General features: G+C 61.2%; 15 protein-coding genes and 6 tRNA genes. 4 read left to right on the plus strand and 17 right to left on the minus strand.

Annotated features, from left to right (window positions below; genetic code table 11):
- Positions 1–139 precede the first annotated feature (139 nt).
- Positions 140–967, plus strand: coding sequence for a D-alanyl-D-alanine endopeptidase (gene pbpG, locus MRK42_RS18920; RefSeq protein WP_342013458.1), 828 nt, complete (start codon positions 140–142; stop codon positions 965–967).
- A 303-nt stretch (positions 968–1,270) separates the two neighbouring features.
- On the opposite strand, the gene MRK42_RS18925 is transcribed toward pbpG, so the two are convergent.
- The 12 genes from MRK42_RS18925 to pncC all read right to left on the minus strand — a co-directional run bounded on the left by MRK42_RS18925 (position 1,271) and on the right by pncC (position 8,923).
- Positions 1,271–1,347, minus strand: a tRNA-Arg gene (locus tag MRK42_RS18925).
- A 25-nt stretch (positions 1,348–1,372) separates the two neighbouring features.
- Positions 1,373–1,449 (minus strand) — tRNA-Arg (locus tag MRK42_RS18930).
- Positions 1,450–1,475: 26 nt separating this feature from the next.
- A tRNA-Arg gene (locus MRK42_RS18935) sits at positions 1,476–1,552 on the minus strand.
- A gap of 26 nt (positions 1,553–1,578) precedes the next feature.
- A tRNA-Arg gene (locus MRK42_RS18940) sits at positions 1,579–1,655 on the minus strand.
- Positions 1,656–1,750: 95 nt separating this feature from the next.
- A tRNA-Arg gene (locus MRK42_RS18945) sits at positions 1,751–1,827 on the minus strand.
- Positions 1,828–1,830: 3 nt separating this feature from the next.
- A tRNA-Ser gene (locus MRK42_RS18950) sits at positions 1,831–1,923 on the minus strand.
- Between the two features lie 212 nt (positions 1,924–2,135).
- On the minus strand, positions 2,136–2,324 hold the full coding sequence (gene csrA / locus MRK42_RS18955) for a carbon storage regulator CsrA (protein ID WP_026456466.1): 189 nt from the start codon (positions 2,322–2,324) through the stop codon (positions 2,136–2,138).
- A gap of 103 nt (positions 2,325–2,427) precedes the next feature.
- The gene (locus tag MRK42_RS18960; protein WP_026456467.1) at positions 2,428–3,666 is read right to left on the minus strand and encodes an aspartate kinase; all 1,239 of its coding nucleotides are present in this window, start codon (positions 3,664–3,666) and stop codon (positions 2,428–2,430) included.
- 16 nt (positions 3,667–3,682) lie between these two features.
- Complete coding sequence (alaS, locus tag MRK42_RS18965) at positions 3,683–6,307, minus strand: alanine--tRNA ligase (RefSeq protein WP_354688518.1); 2,625 nt, start codon at positions 6,305–6,307, stop codon at positions 3,683–3,685.
- A 436-nt stretch (positions 6,308–6,743) separates the two neighbouring features.
- Positions 6,744–7,244 (minus strand): regulatory protein RecX, encoded by a 501-nt coding sequence (locus MRK42_RS18970; RefSeq protein ID WP_026456469.1) that lies wholly within the window; start codon positions 7,242–7,244, stop codon positions 6,744–6,746.
- Positions 7,245–7,286: 42 nt separating this feature from the next.
- Positions 7,287–8,351, minus strand: coding sequence for a recombinase RecA (gene recA / locus MRK42_RS18975; protein WP_354688519.1), 1,065 nt, complete (start codon positions 8,349–8,351; stop codon positions 7,287–7,289).
- An 80-nt stretch (positions 8,352–8,431) separates the two neighbouring features.
- Positions 8,432–8,923 (minus strand): nicotinamide-nucleotide amidase, encoded by a 492-nt coding sequence (gene pncC / locus MRK42_RS18980; protein ID WP_354688520.1) that lies wholly within the window; start codon positions 8,921–8,923, stop codon positions 8,432–8,434.
- A 177-nt stretch (positions 8,924–9,100) separates the two neighbouring features.
- Between pncC and mutS the strand changes: the two genes are divergently transcribed.
- Positions 9,101–11,683: a DNA mismatch repair protein MutS gene (gene mutS / locus MRK42_RS18985; protein WP_354688521.1), complete on the plus strand. Its 2,583-nt coding sequence runs from the start codon at positions 9,101–9,103 to the stop codon at positions 11,681–11,683.
- Positions 11,684–11,749: 66 nt separating this feature from the next.
- On the opposite strand, the gene MRK42_RS18990 is transcribed toward mutS, so the two are convergent.
- From MRK42_RS18990 to MRK42_RS19000, 3 genes are all read right to left on the minus strand, one after another.
- Positions 11,750–12,649, minus strand: a complete 900-nt coding sequence (locus MRK42_RS18990; protein ID WP_354688522.1) for a hypothetical protein — start codon at positions 12,647–12,649, stop codon at positions 11,750–11,752.
- 67 nt (positions 12,650–12,716) lie between these two features.
- Entirely contained in the window at positions 12,717–13,406 is a 690-nt protein-coding gene (locus MRK42_RS18995; RefSeq protein ID WP_042025144.1) for an LrgB family protein, read from the minus strand.
- Positions 13,399–13,800, minus strand: a complete 402-nt coding sequence (locus MRK42_RS19000; RefSeq protein ID WP_354688523.1) for a CidA/LrgA family protein — start codon at positions 13,798–13,800, stop codon at positions 13,399–13,401. The genes MRK42_RS18995 and MRK42_RS19000 overlap by 8 nt, the downstream gene beginning before the upstream one ends.
- A 139-nt stretch (positions 13,801–13,939) precedes the next feature.
- Between MRK42_RS19000 and MRK42_RS19005 the strand changes: the two genes are divergently transcribed.
- Complete coding sequence (locus tag MRK42_RS19005; RefSeq protein ID WP_354688524.1) at positions 13,940–14,824, plus strand: LysR substrate-binding domain-containing protein; 885 nt, start codon at positions 13,940–13,942, stop codon at positions 14,822–14,824.
- On the opposite strand, the gene MRK42_RS19010 is transcribed toward MRK42_RS19005, so the two are convergent.
- Both MRK42_RS19010 and ybaK read right to left on the minus strand, forming a co-directional pair.
- The gene (locus tag MRK42_RS19010) at positions 14,818–15,702 is read right to left on the minus strand and encodes a hypothetical protein (RefSeq protein WP_354689063.1); all 885 of its coding nucleotides are present in this window, start codon (positions 15,700–15,702) and stop codon (positions 14,818–14,820) included. The genes MRK42_RS19005 and MRK42_RS19010 overlap by 7 nt on opposite strands.
- A 161-nt stretch (positions 15,703–15,863) precedes the next feature.
- On the minus strand, positions 15,864–16,331 hold the full coding sequence (gene ybaK / locus MRK42_RS19015; RefSeq protein ID WP_026457579.1) for a Cys-tRNA(Pro) deacylase: 468 nt from the start codon (positions 16,329–16,331) through the stop codon (positions 15,864–15,866).
- Positions 16,332–16,543: 212 nt separating this feature from the next.
- Between ybaK and MRK42_RS19020 the strand changes: the two genes are divergently transcribed.
- A complete protein-coding gene (locus MRK42_RS19020) occupies positions 16,544–17,146 on the plus strand; it encodes a histidine phosphatase family protein (protein WP_354688525.1) in 603 nt (200 codons plus the stop codon).
- The last annotated feature ends 69 nt before the right edge of the window (positions 17,147–17,215 follow it).

Genomic DNA, 17,215 nt, shown 5'->3' on the forward strand with positions numbered 1-17,215 from the left:
AAAAAAGCCCTCGAAAGAGGGCTTTTTTGAGGCTCGCATTTGCGCAAATTGTAGAAATAGTCTGTAGAGCCCCTTGTCAATGCAGGGTAAAAATGCGTGAATCTACCGCCTTTTTTTCCATGTGAACGGAGTCGGTAGTATGCGGTGTCGGGTTCGCGCAGTTGCGCTGGTTTTCGGATTGATAGGGATGCTGGGATTGCCTGCGGTCAGCGCCGCCCCCAACCCCGCCAAATTGGACATTCGTTCGAGCAGTGCCCTGGTCGTTGACGTCAACACGGGCAAAACTCTCTACCAGAAGAATGCCACCAAGGTGCGTCCCATCGCCTCCATCACCAAGCTGATGACGGCGCTGGTGGTACTGGATGCCAGACAGGATCTGGCTCAGACCCTGACCATCGACAAGGAAGATCTGGATCGGGTGAAGCACACTCACTCCCGCATTCGCATGGGTACCAAGGTGACCCGTCGTGACGCACTGCACCTGGCCCTGATGTCCTCCGAAAACCGGATGGCCTCGGCCCTGGCCCGTCACTACCCGGGCGGCCGCAGCGCCTTTATCCGGGCCATGAACAACAAGGCCCGACAGCTGGGCATGCGCCAGACCCATTTCTACGACGCCACCGGTCTCTCCACTCGCAACGTCTCCACCGCCCAGGATCTGGGCAAGCTGGTCACCGCAGCCTATCGCCAGCCACTGATCCGCCAGTTTACCCAGGATGAGCACAGGGAGATGCGCTTCCAGGCCCCCTCCTACAGCCTGATGTTCAACAACACCAACCCGCTGGTGAAAAATCCGGACTGGGACGTACGTCTCTCCAAGACCGGCTTTACCGACGAGGCTGGCCGCTGCCTGGTGATGCGTGCCAAACCGGACAGCCGGGAGCTCGCCATCGTGTTGCTCAACTCGGTAGGCAAGCTCACCCCGGTCGGCGATGCCAACCGCATTCGCAAATGGTTGAGAAGCTAAAGACGAACGACGTGAAAAAGGATGCGATGGCATCCTTTTTTATTGCCCGTAATCCCACAGCCCATGACAGGCCTCCAGCACCCGCCAGAGCACAGAGGAGATAGATGACGGCCCGGGGCGGAGAAATACGTGTCAGAGTGTTGGCAGCGGCCATGCAGGGGATCTGGCAGAGGCGTCAGCAACGAGCCGGTCAGAGGAAAGAAGAAGCGAATGGAAAGAGGGCGGCAACCAGGTGTTGGGTATTTCCAAGGCCGGATCCAGCCCATAAAAAAACAGCCCCGACCTGAGTCGAGGCTGTCTGTATGGTGCGCCCGAGAGGATTCGAACCTCTGACCACCTGGTTCGTAGCCAGGTACTCTATCCAGCTGAGCTACGGGCGCTCATAAACTTTGTACTGCTTGAAAATGGTGCGCCCGAGAGGATTCGAACCTCTGACCACCTGGTTCGTAGCCAGGTACTCTATCCAGCTGAGCTACGGGCGCTCATAAATTTTTGTACTGCTTGAAAATGGTGCGCCCGAGAGGATTCGAACCTCTGACCACCTGGTTCGTAGCCAGGTACTCTATCCAGCTGAGCTACGGGCGCTCATAAATCTTTGTATTGCTTGAAAATGGTGCGCCCGAGAGGATTCGAACCTCTGACCACCTGGTTCGTAGCCAGGTACTCTATCCAGCTGAGCTACGGGCGCCCTGTTTTAAAACGATAAAAAAAGCTTACTCAACAGTAAGCCTTCTTCTAGTGCCGACTTGCTGATGGTCAACACATGACTCCGAGAGTCTAATATGGTGCGCCCGAGAGGATTCGAACCTCTGACCACCTGGTTCGTAGCCAGGTACTCTATCCAGCTGAGCTACGGGCGCAAATGGCGGAGAAGGGGGGATTCGAACCCCCGATGCGGGTATAAGCCGCATACTCCCTTAGCAGGGGAGCGCCTTCAGCCTCTCGGCCACCTCTCCGTTTGCGGGGCTGATAATACTTCACAGGGATTTTTAGTCAAACACTTTTTTGGAGAAAAAAGAGCGTTCGCTCAGCATTTGGTCAAAGCGTGGAATATTCAAGCAATATCGGCACTTATCCCGTTGTTTTACGCCGTACAGCCGATTTCACGGGCCATAAAAAACAAAAGGCGACACATGAGGTGTCGCCTTGTCACTGCCTGGAATCCAGCTTAGAAGTTCGGCTGGCCCGGAACCTTCTCAGCCTGGATACGCTGATAAATCTCTTCGCGGTGCACGGAAACTTCTTTCGGTGCGTTCACGCCGATACGAACCTGGTTGCCTTTAACGCCCAGTACGGTGACAGTCACTTCGTCACCAATCATCAGGGTTTCCCCTACACGACGAGTCAAAATAAGCATTCGCTTGCTCCTGTATCCTGTTTTGTTTTTATATCGATATGCGACATTATCTAACAAAGATACCGATATGGTAAATGGTTGAAACTAAATCAATCAGAGATTGTTAGCCCAGGGGCTGCTCTTGGGGCGCTTGATCCAACCCGAAAGCGGCGTGCAGGGCTCGCACCGCCAGCTCCAGATACTTCTCGTCAATCACCACAGAGATTTTGATTTCAGAGGTGGAAATCAGCTGCATGTTGATCCCCTCCTCGCCCAATACCTTGAACATGGTGCGGGCAACACCGGGGTGGTTCCACATGCCGACACCGACAATGGAAACCTTGGCGATCTCGCCATTTCCCTGCACACAGGAGGCGCCCAGCTCGCTGGCCGTTTCCTCAAGCAGTGCGCGGGCACGGCGGTAATCGTCCCGATTCACCGTAAAGGTGAAGTCGGCGGTGCCGTCACCCAGAGTGTTTTGCACGATCATGTCGACATCAATGTTGGCATCGCTGATCGGATTCAGGATCTGCGCGGCCACGGTCGGTTTGTCAGGCACACCCAGAATGGTCAGGCTGGCCTCGTTGCGGTTAAAAGCGATCCCGGATACCAGGGGAGCTTCCATCCTCTCACCTCCATATGTGATTAAGGTTCCCTCTCCATCGATAAAGCTCGACAGTACCCGCAGCGGGACGCGGTATTTGCCCGCAAACTCCACCGAACGGATCTGCAGCACCTTGGCCCCCAGGCTGGCCATCTCCAGCATCTCCTCGAAGGTGATGGTATCGAGACGACGAGCCTTGGGCTCGATGCGCGGATCCGTGGTGTACACCCCATCAACATCGGTAAAGATCTGGCACTCATCGGCCTCGATGGCCGCCGCCACGGCAACTGCCGTGGTGTCCGAGCCGCCCCGGCCCAGAGTAGTGATGGCGTTGTGCTCATCACGGCCCTGAAAACCGGCGATCACAACTACCTTGCCCGCCGCCAGTTCTGCCTGAACCAGCTCGGTATCGATATGGGTGATGCGCGCCTTGCCATAGGCGGAATCGGTGTGAATGCGTACCTGATCACCGGTCATTGAGACCGCAGGACAACCGCGTTTGTTCAACGCGATCGCCAACAGCGCTATGGTGACCTGCTCACCGGTGGAGACGAGCACGTCCATCTCGCGCCGGTTGGCATCAGGATCCAGCTGCTGGGCCATGCCCAGCAACCGGTTGGTTTCGCCCGACATGGCGGAGACCACCACCACCACATCGTGTCCCTGGGCGCGGGTCTGCTGAACCCGCTCAGCGACCGCCTCGATCCGCTCCAATGTGCCGACCGAGGTGCCGCCGTACTTCTGTACATAGAGTGCCACAGATCACCTCGCCCTATTACAGGCGCTCTTCCAGCCAGGAGTGAACGGATTGCAGCGCTGCCGGTACGGCCTCTGGCTGGGTACCACCCGCCTGAGCCATGTCCGGACGACCACCGCCCTTGCCGCCCACCTGCTGGGCTACCAGATTGACCAGTTCACCGGCCTTGACCTTGCCGGTCAGGTCGTTGGTGACACCGGCGATCAGGTTGACCTTGTCATCGCTGCTGGTTGCCAGCAGTACGACACCGGATTTCATCTGGTTCTTCAGCTCGTCCAGCATGCCGCGCAGGGACTTGGGATCGGCCCCTTCCAGCGCTGCAACCAGCACCTTCTGACCCTTGATCTCGATGACCTGGCTCAGCAAATCGTTACCGGCCTGGGCAGCCAGCTTGGCCTTGAGCTGCTCCAGCTCGCGCTCCATCATCTTGGCCTTGTCCAGCACCTGACGCACCTTGTCCGCCAGGGAGAACTGGTCACCCTTGATGAGGGCCGCAGTCTCTTCGATCTGCTCACCCAGCTGGTGCATGTAGTCGATGGCGGCCTTGCCGGTCACCGCTTCGATACGACGCACACCGGCGGCGATACCGCTCTCGGCGATGATCTTGAAGAAGCCGATGTCACCGGTACGCTTGGCGTGGGTACCACCACACAGCTCGGTGGAGTAGTCGCCCATGCGCACCACGCGCACGTCGTCTTCATACTTCTCGCCGAACAGCGCCATGGCACCGGCCGCCTTGGCGGCTTCCAGACCCATGACCTGGGTGCTGACTTCATGGTTGGCACGGATCTGGGCGTTGACCAGCTCCTCGATCCGGCGAATGGTCGCCATGGTCAGGCCTTCGAAGTGGGAGAAGTCGAAACGCATGCGCTCGGCGCCCACCAGGGAGCCCTTCTGGGTCACGTGATCACCGAGTGCCTGACGCAGGGCAGCGTGCAGCAGGTGAGTCACAGAGTGGTTCAGGGCCACGGCCTGACGACGGTCGCCATCCACCACGGCTTCCACCTCGGCGCCCTTCTCCAGGGTGCCCAGCTCCATGTAGCCCTTGTGGATGATGGCCTTGCCCGCCTTCATGGTGTCAGTCACGGCGAAGATGCCGTCGTCCACCTTGAGGGTACCGGTGTCGCCGATCTGGCCACCGGACTCGGCGTAGAAGGGGGTCTGCTCCAGCACGATGACGGCTTCGTCACCGGCGATCAGCGCATTCACCTCTTCGGTGCCCTTGTAGATGCCGATCACGCGAGTCTGCTCGTTCAGGGTCTTGTAACCGGTGAACGGGGTCTCGAAGTCGAGTTTGAGCATCTCGTTGTAGTTCACACCGAAGCTGGAGGCCTCTTTGGCACGGGCACGCTGCTTCTCCATCTCGGCGTTGAAGCCTTCCTCATCGATGCCGATCTCGCGCTCGCGCACCACGTCGGCAGTCAAGTCGGCCGGGAAGCCGTAGGTGTCGTACAGCTTGAACACCACCTCGCCCGGAATGACCTTGGCGTCACCCAGGTTCGCCAGGGCATCTTCCAGCAGCAGCAGACCGCGGTCCAGGGTGCGGACGAACTGCTCCTCTTCGATGCGCAGCACGCGCTCGACCAGCGGCAGCTGGGCGATCAGCTCTTCGGCCACATCCTTCATCTGCACCGCCAGCTCGGCGGCCAGCTTGTAGAAGAAGACATCAGTGGCGCCCAGCTTGCGACCGTGGCGCACGGCGCGACGGATGATGCGACGCAGCACATAGCCACGACCCTCGTTGGAGGGCATGACACCGTCAGCGACCAGGAAGGCGCAGGAGCGGATGTGGTCGGCGATGACGCGCAGGGACTGGTTGCTGAGATCGGTGGTGCCGACAATCTCGGCCGCCTTCTTGATCAGCGCCTGGAAGATGTCGATCTCGTAGTTGGAGTGCACACCCTGCATGATGGCGGAGATACGCTCCAAGCCCATGCCGGTATCCACGGACGGACGGGGCAGCGGTTCCATGGTGCCGTCGGCCTGACGGTTGAACTGCATGAACACCACGTTCCAGATCTCGATAAAGCGGTCGCCATCCTCTTCCGGAGAACCGGGAGGACCACCCCAGATGTGATCGCCGTGGTCATAGAAGATCTCGGTGCAGGGACCGCACGGGCCGGTATCGCCCATGGCCCAGAAGTTGTCGGAAGCGTATGGCGCTCCCTTGTTGTCGCCGATGCGCACGATGCGATCGGCCGGCACGCCAACTTCCTTTTCCCAGATGTCGAAGGCTTCATCGTCAGTCGCGTAGACGGTCACCAGCAGGCGCTCTTTCGGCAGTTGCAGCACCTCGGTCAGGAAACCCCAGGCGAACTTGATGGCATCCTGCTTGAAGTAGTCGCCAAAACTGAAGTTGCCCAGCATCTCGAAGAAGGTGTGGTGACGAGCGGTATAGCCGACGTTTTCCAGATCGTTGTGCTTACCACCGGCACGCACGCAACGCTGGGAGGTGGTTGCGCGGTTGTAGGCACGCTTGTCTGCGCCAAGGAAGACATCCTTGAACTGGTTCATACCCGCGTTGGTAAACAACAGGGTCGGGTCGTTATGCGGTACCAGCGAGCTGGAGGAGACAACCTGGTGCCCCTGGGAACGGAAATACTCGAGAAACGCGGTGCGTATCTCAGACGTGGACATATACATGGAAAATCCTGCTTGATTCGAATACGGACTTTTAACCGCATTAATGTAAGTTTTCTGCGGGGTAAAGTAAAACGTACCGGCCCGTCACGGGCGAAAAAGCACGCATAAACGGGCGGGTGAAGAAAAGGGAGGCAAATGCACGCTTTTCCGGCCACGGATCGCGCCAAAAGCAGCGGAAAATAACCGCAGGATGCGACAAAACCGGACCCGTTTCATCATCCGTAGCCAAGCCACTGAACAAACAGGAAAAAGCTGCTGAGCCGCGATCAAGGAGCGAGTCCCGGTGAGTCGTCAGACGAAGGGAAGCTGGCGAGAAGGAGCCGGTTAAAGGGAATTGACAGGCTCAGGGGCCACGCGGCCCTATGGTCAGCGCAGGAGACGAACTGGCAGTTATCGTCACCGACATCTTGTTATCTCGCCAGCCTGCACCGCGTCCCTATTCCTCCCGCTCCTGCAAGGCAGAGAGGGCATAACGGGCCTGATCCTGGGTAAAGCCTCGCCCCAGCAGATACTTGAGCCACTTCATGCGTAGCTTGAAATCGGCCAGATCGGCGACTCTGGCGCGCCGCTCCAGCAGATCAAAAGCCAGTTCGAACCAGTCCAGTTCGGGTTGCTCGAAGGCGGCGTCGATCTGGCTGTCGTCCAGCCCCTTGCGTCGCAGGTCGAAGCGGATCTTGATGGGCCCGTGCCCCTTGGCGGCACCGGCTCGCACCGCCATGGCGCCATAGCGCTCGTCATTGACCCAGTTGTAGCCACGGCAGTAGTCGACGACCGCTTCGATCACCTCCTGGCTGAACCCCTGCTGGCGCAGCCGGTTGGCCAGTTCGGATTCGGCACTCTCGCGGCGGGCGAGACTGCGCATGGCGAAGTTGCGGGCGGCCGCCAGCTGCTCTTCGAAGCTGGGCTGTGCGGGTTCGGTAGTGGATTCATCAACCATAAATGACAAGGCCGGGTATCGACCCGGCCTTCCTGTTACTCGTTATTCGAACTCTTGTTCGCTTTCGACGTCGAACTCGTCTTCTTCCGCAACGACCGCCTTGTCATCGGCAGGAACGGCGCCGGAGAGCAGCAGCTCGCGCAGCTTGGCCTCTACCTCTGCAGCCATGGCCTTGTTCTCGGCAAACAGCTTCATCACGTTGGCCTTGCCCTGACCGATCTTCTCGCCGTTGTAGCTGTACCAGGCACCGGCCTTGTCGATCAGCTTGTGCTTGACGCCCAGATCCACCAGCTCGCCCTCTTTGGAGATGCCGGCGCCGTAGAAAATCTGGAATTCAGCCTGCTTAAAGGGCGGGGCCACCTTGTTCTTGACCACCTTGACGCGGGTCTCGTTGCCGACCACTTCATCCCCTTCCTTGATGGCGCCGGTACGACGAATATCCAGACGCACGGAGGCGTAGAACTTCAGTGCGTTACCACCGGTCGTGGTCTCCGGGCTACCAAACATGACGCCGATCTTCATCCGGATCTGGTTGATGAAGATGCACAGGCAGTTGGCGTTCTTGATGTTGGCGGTCAATTTACGCAGCGCCTGGGACATCAGACGGGCTTGCAGGCCGACGTGGGAGTCACCCATCTCGCCCTCGATTTCCGCTTTCGGAGTCAGGGCGGCCACGGAGTCGACGATGATGACGTCGACGGCGTTGGAGCGCACCAGCATGTCGCAGATCTCGAGCGCCTGTTCGCCGGTATCCGGCTGGGAGATCAACAGATCATCGACGTTGACGCCCAGTTTGGCGGCATAGATGGGGTCGAGTGCGTGCTCCGCATCGACGAAGGCACAGGTCTTGCCCTTCTTCTGGGCTTCCGCGATCACCTGCAGGGTGAGGGTGGTTTTACCGGAAGATTCCGGGCCGTAGATCTCGACGATACGACCGCACGGCAGACCACCGATCCCCAGCGCCACGTCCAGGGAGAGAGAACCGGTAGAAATGGCTTCGATGTCCATGGTCTTGCTGTCGCCCAGACGCATGATGGAGCCTTTGCCAAACTGCTTTTCGATCTGACCCAGCGCAGCCGCCAGTGCCTTCTGTTTGTTCTGATCCATGCCAATCTCCGCTGGAAATCGTGAGTAAGAAGTGAAGTTGGGCTAAGTATACTGTCTATTCATACAGTATCAAGCCCAATTTATCTGAGCAGGGCCAACAGACCCGACAAGGCCTGTCTCACCGCCTGCTGGCGCACCTGCCGGCGGTCGCCGTCGAAGCGGGCAAGCAGGGAGTGATGACGTCCCGAGCTATCCGCCCAGGCAAACCAGACGGTACCGACCGGCTTGCCTTCGGTAGCGCCGCCGGGGCCGGCGATGCCGCTGATGGCCACACTGATGGAGGCAGACGAGTGGGCCAGGGCGCCGCGGGCCATCTCCAGCACCACTGCCTCGCTCACGGCGCCATGCCGCTCAAGGCTCTCGTCGCTCACCCCCAGCATCTGCTGCTTGGCCTCGTTGGTGTAGGTGACAAAGCCGCGATCAAACCAGCCGGAGCTGCCCGCGATGTCGGTGATGGCGCTCGCCACCCCGCCGCCGGTGCAGGACTCGGCGGTCGCCGCCAGCCAGTCGCGCTGGCCGAGGGCCTGTCCCAACTCGATGGCCAGGTGCTCAATCTCTGCATCCAGTGTCATGGCGGATCTCCTGCTCATTGAAGAGGCACATTATGCGATCCCGATCCTGTCGCCCGCAACCGGGGGCAATCCAAGCCGACCTCCCCCGTCGCGGCGCTTATGTGTAGAATGGCGCCATCAAGCTCAAGGCTCATCACCGCAGACACAGGCCCGCAGAGGCCCCTTCTGGAATAGCACATGACCGCACAACACCAAGCCACTGGCGCCGCGCCAGGCGCCAATCTCAGCGCCCACACGCCCATGATGCAGCAGTATCTGACCCTCAAGGCCGAGAACCCGGAGATCCTGCTGTTCTACCGGATGGGCGACTTCTACGAACTGTTCTACGACGATGCCCGCAAGGCTTCCCAGTTGCTCGACATCTCCCTGACCAAGCGCGGCCAGTCGGCGGGCAGTCCCATCCCCATGGCGGGCGTGCCTTATCACGCCATCGAGGGGTATCTGGCCAAGCTGGTGCAGCTGGGCGAATCCGCTGCCATCTGCGAACAGGTGGGGGATCCTGCCACCAGCAAGGGGCCGGTGGAGCGCAAGGTTATTCGCATCATCACCCCGGGCACCGTCTCCGACGAGGCGTTGCTCAGCGAGCGTCAGGACAACCTGATCGCCGCCGTCTACCACGATGGCCACCGCTTCGGCTACGGCACCATGGACATAGGCTCGGGCCGTTTCTTCATCAACCAGTTCGAGAAAGAAGAGACCCTGCTGGCGGAGCTGCAGCGCACCAACCCGGCCGAGCTGCTCTACCCCGAATCGTTCGCCTTCCTGCACCACGTCGAGGGTCGCCGCGGTCTGCGCCGCCGCCCGGAGTGGGAATTCGAGCTCGGCACCGCCCGCAAGCTCTTGTGCCAGCAGTTCGGCACCCAGGATCTGGTGGGCTTTGGAGTCGAGCAGAGCGAGACCGCCCTGTGCGCCGCCGGCTGCCTGATGCAGTACGTGAAAGACACCCAGCGCACCGCCCTGCCCCACATTCGCAGCGTGCGCCTCGAACAGCCCGATCACGCAGTCATCATGGATGCCGCCACCCGCCGCAACCTAGAGCTGACCCAGAATCTGGCCGGCGGCCACGACAACACCCTCTCCGCCGTGCTGGACTGTACCGCTACCCCCATGGGCAGCCGGCTGCTCAAGCGCTGGATCCACCAGCCGATCCGCGATCGGGTGATCCTCAAAGGTCGCCAGAGCACCATCAAGGAGCTCATCGAGCAGAACCTATATGACGAGCTGGGCGGTTTGCTGCGCCAGGTCGGCGACGTGGAGCGGGTGCTGGCGCGCCTGGCCCTGCGCTCTGCCCGCCCGCGCGACCTCACCCGTTTGCGCCAGGCCTTCGCCCAACTGCCCGAACTGCAGCGGTTGCTGGCGGAGAGCGAACACGAGGCGGTACAACAACTGCGCGAGCGTGCCAGCACCTTCCCCGAGTTGCATGACTTGCTGGAGCGCGCCGTGATGGAGGTGCCACCGGTGCTCATTCGCGATGGCGGCGTCATCCGCGAAGGATTCAACACCGAGCTGGACGAGCTGCGGGATCTGGCCAACGGCGCCACCGCCAGCCTGGCCCGCATCGAGGAGCGCGAACGGCTGCTGACCGGCATCAATACCCTCAAGGTGGGTTACAACAAGGTGCACGGCTTCTATATCGAGGTGAGCCGTGCCAACAGCCATCTGGTGCCGGCCCACTACATCCGTCGCCAGACGCTGAAAAACAACGAGCGCTACATCATCGACGAGCTGAAAAAGTACGAGGACAAGGTACTCACCGCTCAGGCTCAGGCGCTGGCGCTGGAGAAACGCCTCTACGAGGAGCTGCTCGATGCCCTGCTGCCGCACCTCGGCGATCTGCAGGAATCCGCTGCCGCGCTGGCGGAGCTGGACGTGTTGGCCAACCTGGCCGAGCGGGCCGAGACCCTCGACTACCGTTGCCCTACCCTCATCGAGGAGGATCAGATCCTGATCGAGGCGGGCCGCCATCCGGTGGTGGAGCAAGTGATGACGGATCCCTTTATCGCCAACCCGATCCGGCTGGAGCGGGAACGGCGGATGCTGATCATCACCGGCCCCAACATGGGCGGTAAATCCACCTACATGCGCCAGACTGCGCTCATCGTGCTGCTGGCCCATATCGGTGCCTTCGTGCCGGCCGACAGCGCCCGCATCGGCCCCATCGACCGCATTTTCACCCGCATCGGGGCGTCGGATGACCTGGCATCGGGAAGATCCACCTTTATGGTGGAGATGACCGAAACCGCCAATATCCTCAACAACGCCACCGCCCGCAGCCTGGTGCTGATGGACGAGATCGGCCGCGGCACCAGCACCTACGACGGCCTCTCGCTGGCGTGGGCCTGCGCCGAACAGCTGGCGAGCAAGATTGGCGCCTACACCCTGTTCGCCACCCACTACTTCGAGCTGACCCGCTTGCCGGAGCTGATGAGCGGGCTGGCCAACGTCCATCTGGATGCGGTGGAGCACGGCGACACCATCGCTTTCATGCACGCGGTACAGGAGGGGGCAGCCAGCCGCTCCTACGGCTTGCAGGTGGCGGCATTGGCGGGAGTGCCCAAATCGGTGATCCATCAGGCCCGTCACAAGCTGCACGAGCTGGAGAGCGCCACCCCGGTGGCCGCCGGTGAAGTGCGCCCGACCCCGGTCGCCCTGCCGCCCCAGAGCCATCCGGTGGTGGAGGAGCTGGAAGCGGTGCGCCCGGATGAGCTCACCCCGCGTCAGGCGCTGGATCTGCTCTATCGCCTCAAGCAGATGCTGTAACCGGCAACAAATGCAAACAGGGGAACCGCGAGGTTCCCCTTTTTCATGGCTGGCTGCCAACCCTTGTCAGGGCAAGCCGGGGCCGAACTGCCCCTTGAGCGGATCGTAGTAGTAGGCGCGATAGTCGAAATCCATCTCCTTGAGCAAGGGATTGGGCAGTTCGAAGTACAACCGCTCATCCAGCTTCGCCCGGTCGAGGGAGGGTTTGAAGTGATGCAGCCAGAGCCGCTGCAACGAGCCATCCTGCCAGGCCAGCCGGATCCCCTCCGAGATACGCTGGATCGCCGCCTGATTGGCCTTGTTGGTGTAAAAGAGATGGAGGAAGGGATAGTGCAGCACCAGGCGTTGATCCACGGTGAGCGCCGGCAGATCCCCGTGTTGCTCCTGCTCGATGAACACCTCATTCACCCCGCGGCAAAACAGATCGACCCGACCGCGGGCGACCAGCCGGAACAGCCGCTCATAGCTGTCGACCTCCTGAACCCGCAAGCCGGCATTGCGCAGAATGGCCACATCCTGCCAACCACGCCCCTGACCGTGCACAAACTGCCGCAACTGGGCCAGGGTACTCACGTTCGCCACCGCCTGTGCCTGCTGCGGGCTGACAAAACAGATGCGGTAACCGAGCAGACCCAGCTCCACCGGGAATCGCACATAATCGAGGGAGTCACTGATCGCCGCCGGTTGCGGGGTATCGGCCGCGAACAGGTTGGGATAGAGGTTGGCTTTCATAGCTTGGCGCATCCGCACCCGGTTCATCGGTGGTGCCAGCCGCAGCTCGTAATCACCGTGGCTATCGCGGGTCTTCTCCAGCGCCAGTTGCAGCAGGTCGTGAGTATAGAGAGCCCGCATATCCCGTTCACTCTCCGGGCTGATATGGGTAAAGACATCGCCAGCCCGGGTTGGGCTGGCGAAAAACAGGCTGCAGAAGAGCAGACAACAGAGAGCAAGGCGATGGTTGGTCATATGGCTCGTCCCGGGCGCACTGCTTTGAGTGTAGCGCCGAGTACTGCCCGAGGAGGCACGCCTCTCCTTACCAGAAGATCTTGCCCAGCAGGGGTGCCAGCAGCACGGTGACCATGCCAGCGATCATCATCACCATGCTGGAGACCACCCCTTCCTCATTGCCTATCTGGTAAGCCCTGGCGGTGCCGGCGCCATGGGCCGAGGCACCAAACCCGGCCCCCTTGCCGAGCCGGCTGCGAATGGCCAGCACGGTGAGCACGCTCTCGCCGACCGCCATGCCGATCACCCCGGTCAGCACCACGAACAGGGCGGTGAGATCGCTCTCGCCACCGATGGCGCGGGTCGCCTCCACCGCAAACGGAGTGGTGATGGAGCGCATCGCCAGGCTGCGCTGCAGCATGTCGGAGAGATCCAGCCAGCGGGCCAGCAAGACGGTGCTGCCCACCGCCATGATGACGGAGGCCACCACCCCCACCGAAAGAGAGAGCCAGTGCCGACGAATGAGCCGGCGATTCTCGTAGACGGGCACCGCAAAAGCCACGGTCGCCGGCCCCAGCAACCAGAGCAGCCAGTGGGATTCGGCCATGTAGTCCCGGTAGGGAATGTGGAACAGCAAGACCACCGCCACCAACAGGGTGGGCGCCAGCAACAACGGCATCAGGGGCAGGATGCGCTTTTTGCCATAGAGCCACTTGCTGGCGTAGTAGAAGATCAGGGTCAGGGCGAAACAGACGAAGCCGAGCAGGGTATCAGACATGGCGACGACTCCGGCGGGCCAATTTCAGCTCGAGGCGATAGACCCGGTCCACCACCAGGGCCGTGGTGCCAAGCACCAGCGTGGTACTGACCAGCAGCACCACCATGATGCGCCACCCCTCCTGCAACAGCAGCTCCTGATAGTTGACTACCGCCACCACGGCGGGCACGAAGAACAGCAGCATTTCCGCCAGCAGCCAGCGGGCACCGGCGCTGAACCATTCGGCCTTGACCACCCCGAGCAGGATGCAGGCCAGCAGCAACAGCATACCGGTGAGGTTGGCGGGGAGCGGAATGTGCAGGGTACGCACGGCGGTATCGGCCAGCAGCCAGACAAGGGCCAGCAGGGCGATTTGGAAGGGAGTCTGTAACCAGCGAATGCAGAGGGCTCTCATTATCGTCGTCTTTCTGTGAACTGGGTCACAGTATAAAGAGACGGGAAACCTGCAAAAAATGAATTTAAATTATCAAAATCATGCCAAATTAGCATGTTAGGATAACCCGGTCAGACACACGCCAACCAGAGGGAAATCCATGGATATCCGGGCCTTGCGCTACTTCGTCGAACTGGTGCGGGAACAGAGTTTCACCCGCGCCTCGGAAAAGCTGTTCGTCACCCAGCCCACCATCAGCAAGATGATCCGCAACATGGAGGAGGAGCTGGGCCAGCCCCTGCTCAACCGCGAGGGGCGCCGCTTCACCCTGACCGACAGCGGCCGGGTGCTGTTCAACCGCGCCCAGACCATACTCGCCGAGATGCAGCAGCTGGAAGACGAGCTGGCCGACCTGCAGAGCCTGAAGCACGGACGCCTCACCCTCGGCATTCCCCCCATGGTGGGCCATGTCTATGCGGACCTGATCCGCGCCTATCGGGCCCGTTATCCCGGCGTGGAGCTGAGCCTGGTGGAGTATGGTGGACGCCGCATCGAACAGGCGGTGCTGGAGGGAGAGCTGGATCTGGCCATCACCATGCTGCCGACCAGGGAGGAGGCCGCCCTCAGTACCCTGGATCTGGACTGCTACCCGATCCGGGTGGTGTTGCCGGATCTGCCCCGCTGGCACGGCGACGCTCCGCTTCGACTCGATGCCCTGCAAGATGAGCCCTTTCTGCTCTACACCCGGGCCTTCACCCTGAGCGAGCGGCTGGAGCAGGCCTGCCAGCTGGCCGGCTTCGAGCCCCAGGTAGCGGCCCGCAGCAGCCAGTGGGACTTTCTCATCGCCATGGTGCGCAGCGGCATGGGGGTGGCCTTCCTGCCCGAGCCGGTCTGCCGCAGGCTGACCCCGGACGGGCTGGTGCTGCGCCCGCTGGCGCCGGAACTGAGCTGGCGGCTCGGGGTGATCTGGCCGAAGGAGCGTTACCTCTCCCGCACTGCAGAGGCCTGGCTGGCACTCTGCCGTGAGCGCGATCTGCCTCACTGATCGCCGAAACGATCCGTCATCGGGTTGTAGAAGTAGGGGCGGTAATCGAAGCCAATCCCCTTGAGGAAGGGATTATCCAGCCGGATCAGGTGGCGCTGCGGCAACTTGGCAAAATCGATGGCCGGGCCGAAGCTGCCGCGCCACAGCGCCTGCAGCGAGCCATCCTGCCAGGCCAGTTTCAGCCCCAGCTCGACCCGCTTGATGGCCTCACTGTTTTTCCCGTTGGTATAAAAGACCCGTGGCAGGGGGTAGTAGAGTAACAGGCTGCTATCGACGGCAAGATCGGTCACCCCCTGATGGGTCAGCAACTCGTTGCGAAGCTCGCTCACCCCGCGGCAAAACAGATCGAAACGACCGCGGGACACCATCTTGAACAGCTTCTCGTAGCCCTCCACCTCCAGCACTTGCAGGCCCGAGCGGCGCAGGATCTCGATATCCAGCCACCCCTTGCCCTGACCGAAAGTAAATGGCTGCAGTTCCTTGAGACTGGTCACCCGGGTGACGGCCGCCTGTTGCTGCGGGCTGACAAAGCAGATCCGGTAGCTGACGATACCGAGGTGAATGGGGAAACGGACATAGGCCAACCCCTCTCCCTCGCGGGCACTGCTGTAGCTATCCATCACCATCAGGTTGGGCAGCAGATTGAGATCCATGCTCAGACGTGCTCGCGCCTTGGTCATGGTGGGCGCAGGAACCAGTTCGTAGTCACCAAAGGTGTCGCGGGTCTTGTCGAGGGCGAGGCGCAGCAGCTCCCTGTCATAGGTGGTGCGGGGGTCCTGCTCGCTCTCCGGGCCTATATAGGTGAAAAGGGTGGCAGCCTGTGCCATCACCGGCAGCAGGCAGAGCAGGGAGGCAAACATCAAACGCGGCGACACCATAAACTGGACCTTGGCAAGAGAGACACCCACAAGTGTAGCCACTGGTGTCCCTCTATCGCCGCCCTGCCCCACTCGTCATGGCAACCCGGGCCTCTATTGGCCTGAGCACACGGCTGGCCTCCACCCGGCACGGGTCGCCCCTTCTGGGCGAGGTGCTTCGCTTACTGCTCTTCCCCGATGGGGGCAGCAATCCACTTCATCAGGGTCAGCATGTCCTGGGGCGCCACGCCGACCGAAAGGCCGCGCTTGCCGCCGCTCACCAGGATCTCGTCAAACTGCATGGCCGACTCGTCGAGCACGGTAGGCAGCAGCTTCTTCTGGGCCAGCGGGCTGATGCCACCCACCTTGTAGCCGGTCAGCTTCTCCGCCTCCGCCGGCTTCATCATCTCCACCTTCTTGAGGCCGGTGGCCTTGGCCAGCTGTTTCAGGCTGCACATGCCGGACGAGGGGACGATGGCCACCACCGCCTGCTTGTCGTGGTGGGCGATCAGGGTCTTGAACACCTGGGCCTCCGGCAGGCCGAGCTGGGTCGCGGCATGCTTGCCGAAATCGTCGTGGGCTTCGCACTCGTAGGGGTAGAGCTTGTGGGGGATCTTGAGCTTCTTCAAGAGGTTGATGGCAGGAGTCATGATAAATGCCTTGAGTCAAAACAAGACCAGACAGTCTGCGCCTGCGTGGCGGGGGATGCAAGCCGGGGCAGGCTGCCACACATGGCACTCTCCATCGTTTCACCGGGAGCGGGCCGGCGAATGCGGTCAGTTTTGACTCAAAATCCCGCTTTTGCCATCGCGTCGCGCCTGGGGTAGTTTTTCCCTCCCCAAGAAAACTGCCGGAGGAGTGAATGGCGAGAAGAATCATGGTGCTGAGACACGGCGAGACCCTGTTCAATGCACAGCAGAAGCTGCAAGGGCATTGCAACTCGGCATTGACCGGGCGCGGTGAAGCGCAGGCCAGAGGTGTCGGGCAACGACTGGCACAGCATCTGGCTGGCCGCCCCTACCGGGTCTATGCCAGCGATCTGGGGCGGGCCATGCAGACCGCCGCCATCGTCTGCGGCGAGCTGGACTATCCGGCCGACCAGATAGTGCCTGAGCCCAGGGTGCGGGAGTTCTCCCTCGGGGAGTGGGAGCAGCGCACCATCCCTGACTTGCTGGCCGCCCAGCCCGATCTGCTTGAGCGCCGTGACTGGTACTTGCAGGCCCCCGGCTGCGAGCCGTGTGACGGAGTGCGGTCCCGCCTGGCCGACTGGCTGGCCGGCTTGCCAGAGGATGAGGACGTGGTGGTGGTGAGCCACGGCCTGACCGGCGTAGTGCTGCGCGGCATGCTGCTCGGGCTCGATGAGGAGGCTACCTGGCAGCAGGATCTGCCCCAGGATGCCTTCTTCATCATCGAAGCGGGAAGCATGACCCGAGTTGACTGCACGCCCGTGCTTGAGCCTGCGTAACAGGCTGACTTTATCAGCATCTGAACATGGAAAAGGGCGCCTTGTCGGCGCCCTTTGGCATTATGGGAA

Origin of the sequence: Aeromonas sp. 19NY04SH05-1 (genome assembly GCF_040581895.1) — a bacterium.
GTDB classification, from domain to species: Bacteria; Pseudomonadota; Gammaproteobacteria; order Enterobacterales; family Aeromonadaceae; genus Aeromonas; species Aeromonas enteropelogenes.

Bases quoted from the DNA above. Each gene is read 5' to 3' on its own strand.
- pbpG (WP_342013458.1), top strand. From the start codon at position 140: ATGCGGTGTCGGGTTCGCGCAGTTGCGCTGGTTTTCGGATTGATAGGG.
- csrA (WP_026456466.1), bottom strand. From the start codon at position 2,324: ATGCTTATTTTGACTCGTCGTGTAGGGGAAACCCTGATGATTGGTGAC.
- alaS (WP_354688518.1), bottom strand. From the start codon at position 6,307: ATGTATATGTCCACGTCTGAGATACGCACCGCGTTTCTCGAGTATTTC.
- MRK42_RS18970 (WP_026456469.1), bottom strand. From the start codon at position 7,244: ATGGTTGATGAATCCACTACCGAACCCGCACAGCCCAGCTTCGAAGAG.
- recA (WP_354688519.1), bottom strand. From the start codon at position 8,351: ATGGATCAGAACAAACAGAAGGCACTGGCGGCTGCGCTGGGTCAGATC.
- pncC (WP_354688520.1), bottom strand. From the start codon at position 8,923: ATGACACTGGATGCAGAGATTGAGCACCTGGCCATCGAGTTGGGACAG.
- mutS (WP_354688521.1), top strand. From the start codon at position 9,101: ATGACCGCACAACACCAAGCCACTGGCGCCGCGCCAGGCGCCAATCTC.
- MRK42_RS18990 (WP_354688522.1), bottom strand. From the start codon at position 12,649: ATGACCAACCATCGCCTTGCTCTCTGTTGTCTGCTCTTCTGCAGCCTG.
- MRK42_RS18995 (WP_042025144.1), bottom strand. From the start codon at position 13,406: ATGTCTGATACCCTGCTCGGCTTCGTCTGTTTCGCCCTGACCCTGATC.
- MRK42_RS19000 (WP_354688523.1), bottom strand. From the start codon at position 13,800: ATGAGAGCCCTCTGCATTCGCTGGTTACAGACTCCCTTCCAAATCGCC.
- MRK42_RS19005 (WP_354688524.1), top strand. From the start codon at position 13,940: ATGGATATCCGGGCCTTGCGCTACTTCGTCGAACTGGTGCGGGAACAG.
- MRK42_RS19010 (WP_354689063.1), bottom strand. From the start codon at position 15,702: ATGGTGTCGCCGCGTTTGATGTTTGCCTCCCTGCTCTGCCTGCTGCCG.
- ybaK (WP_026457579.1), bottom strand. From the start codon at position 16,331: ATGACTCCTGCCATCAACCTCTTGAAGAAGCTCAAGATCCCCCACAAG.
- MRK42_RS19020 (WP_354688525.1), top strand. From the start codon at position 16,544: ATGGCGAGAAGAATCATGGTGCTGAGACACGGCGAGACCCTGTTCAAT.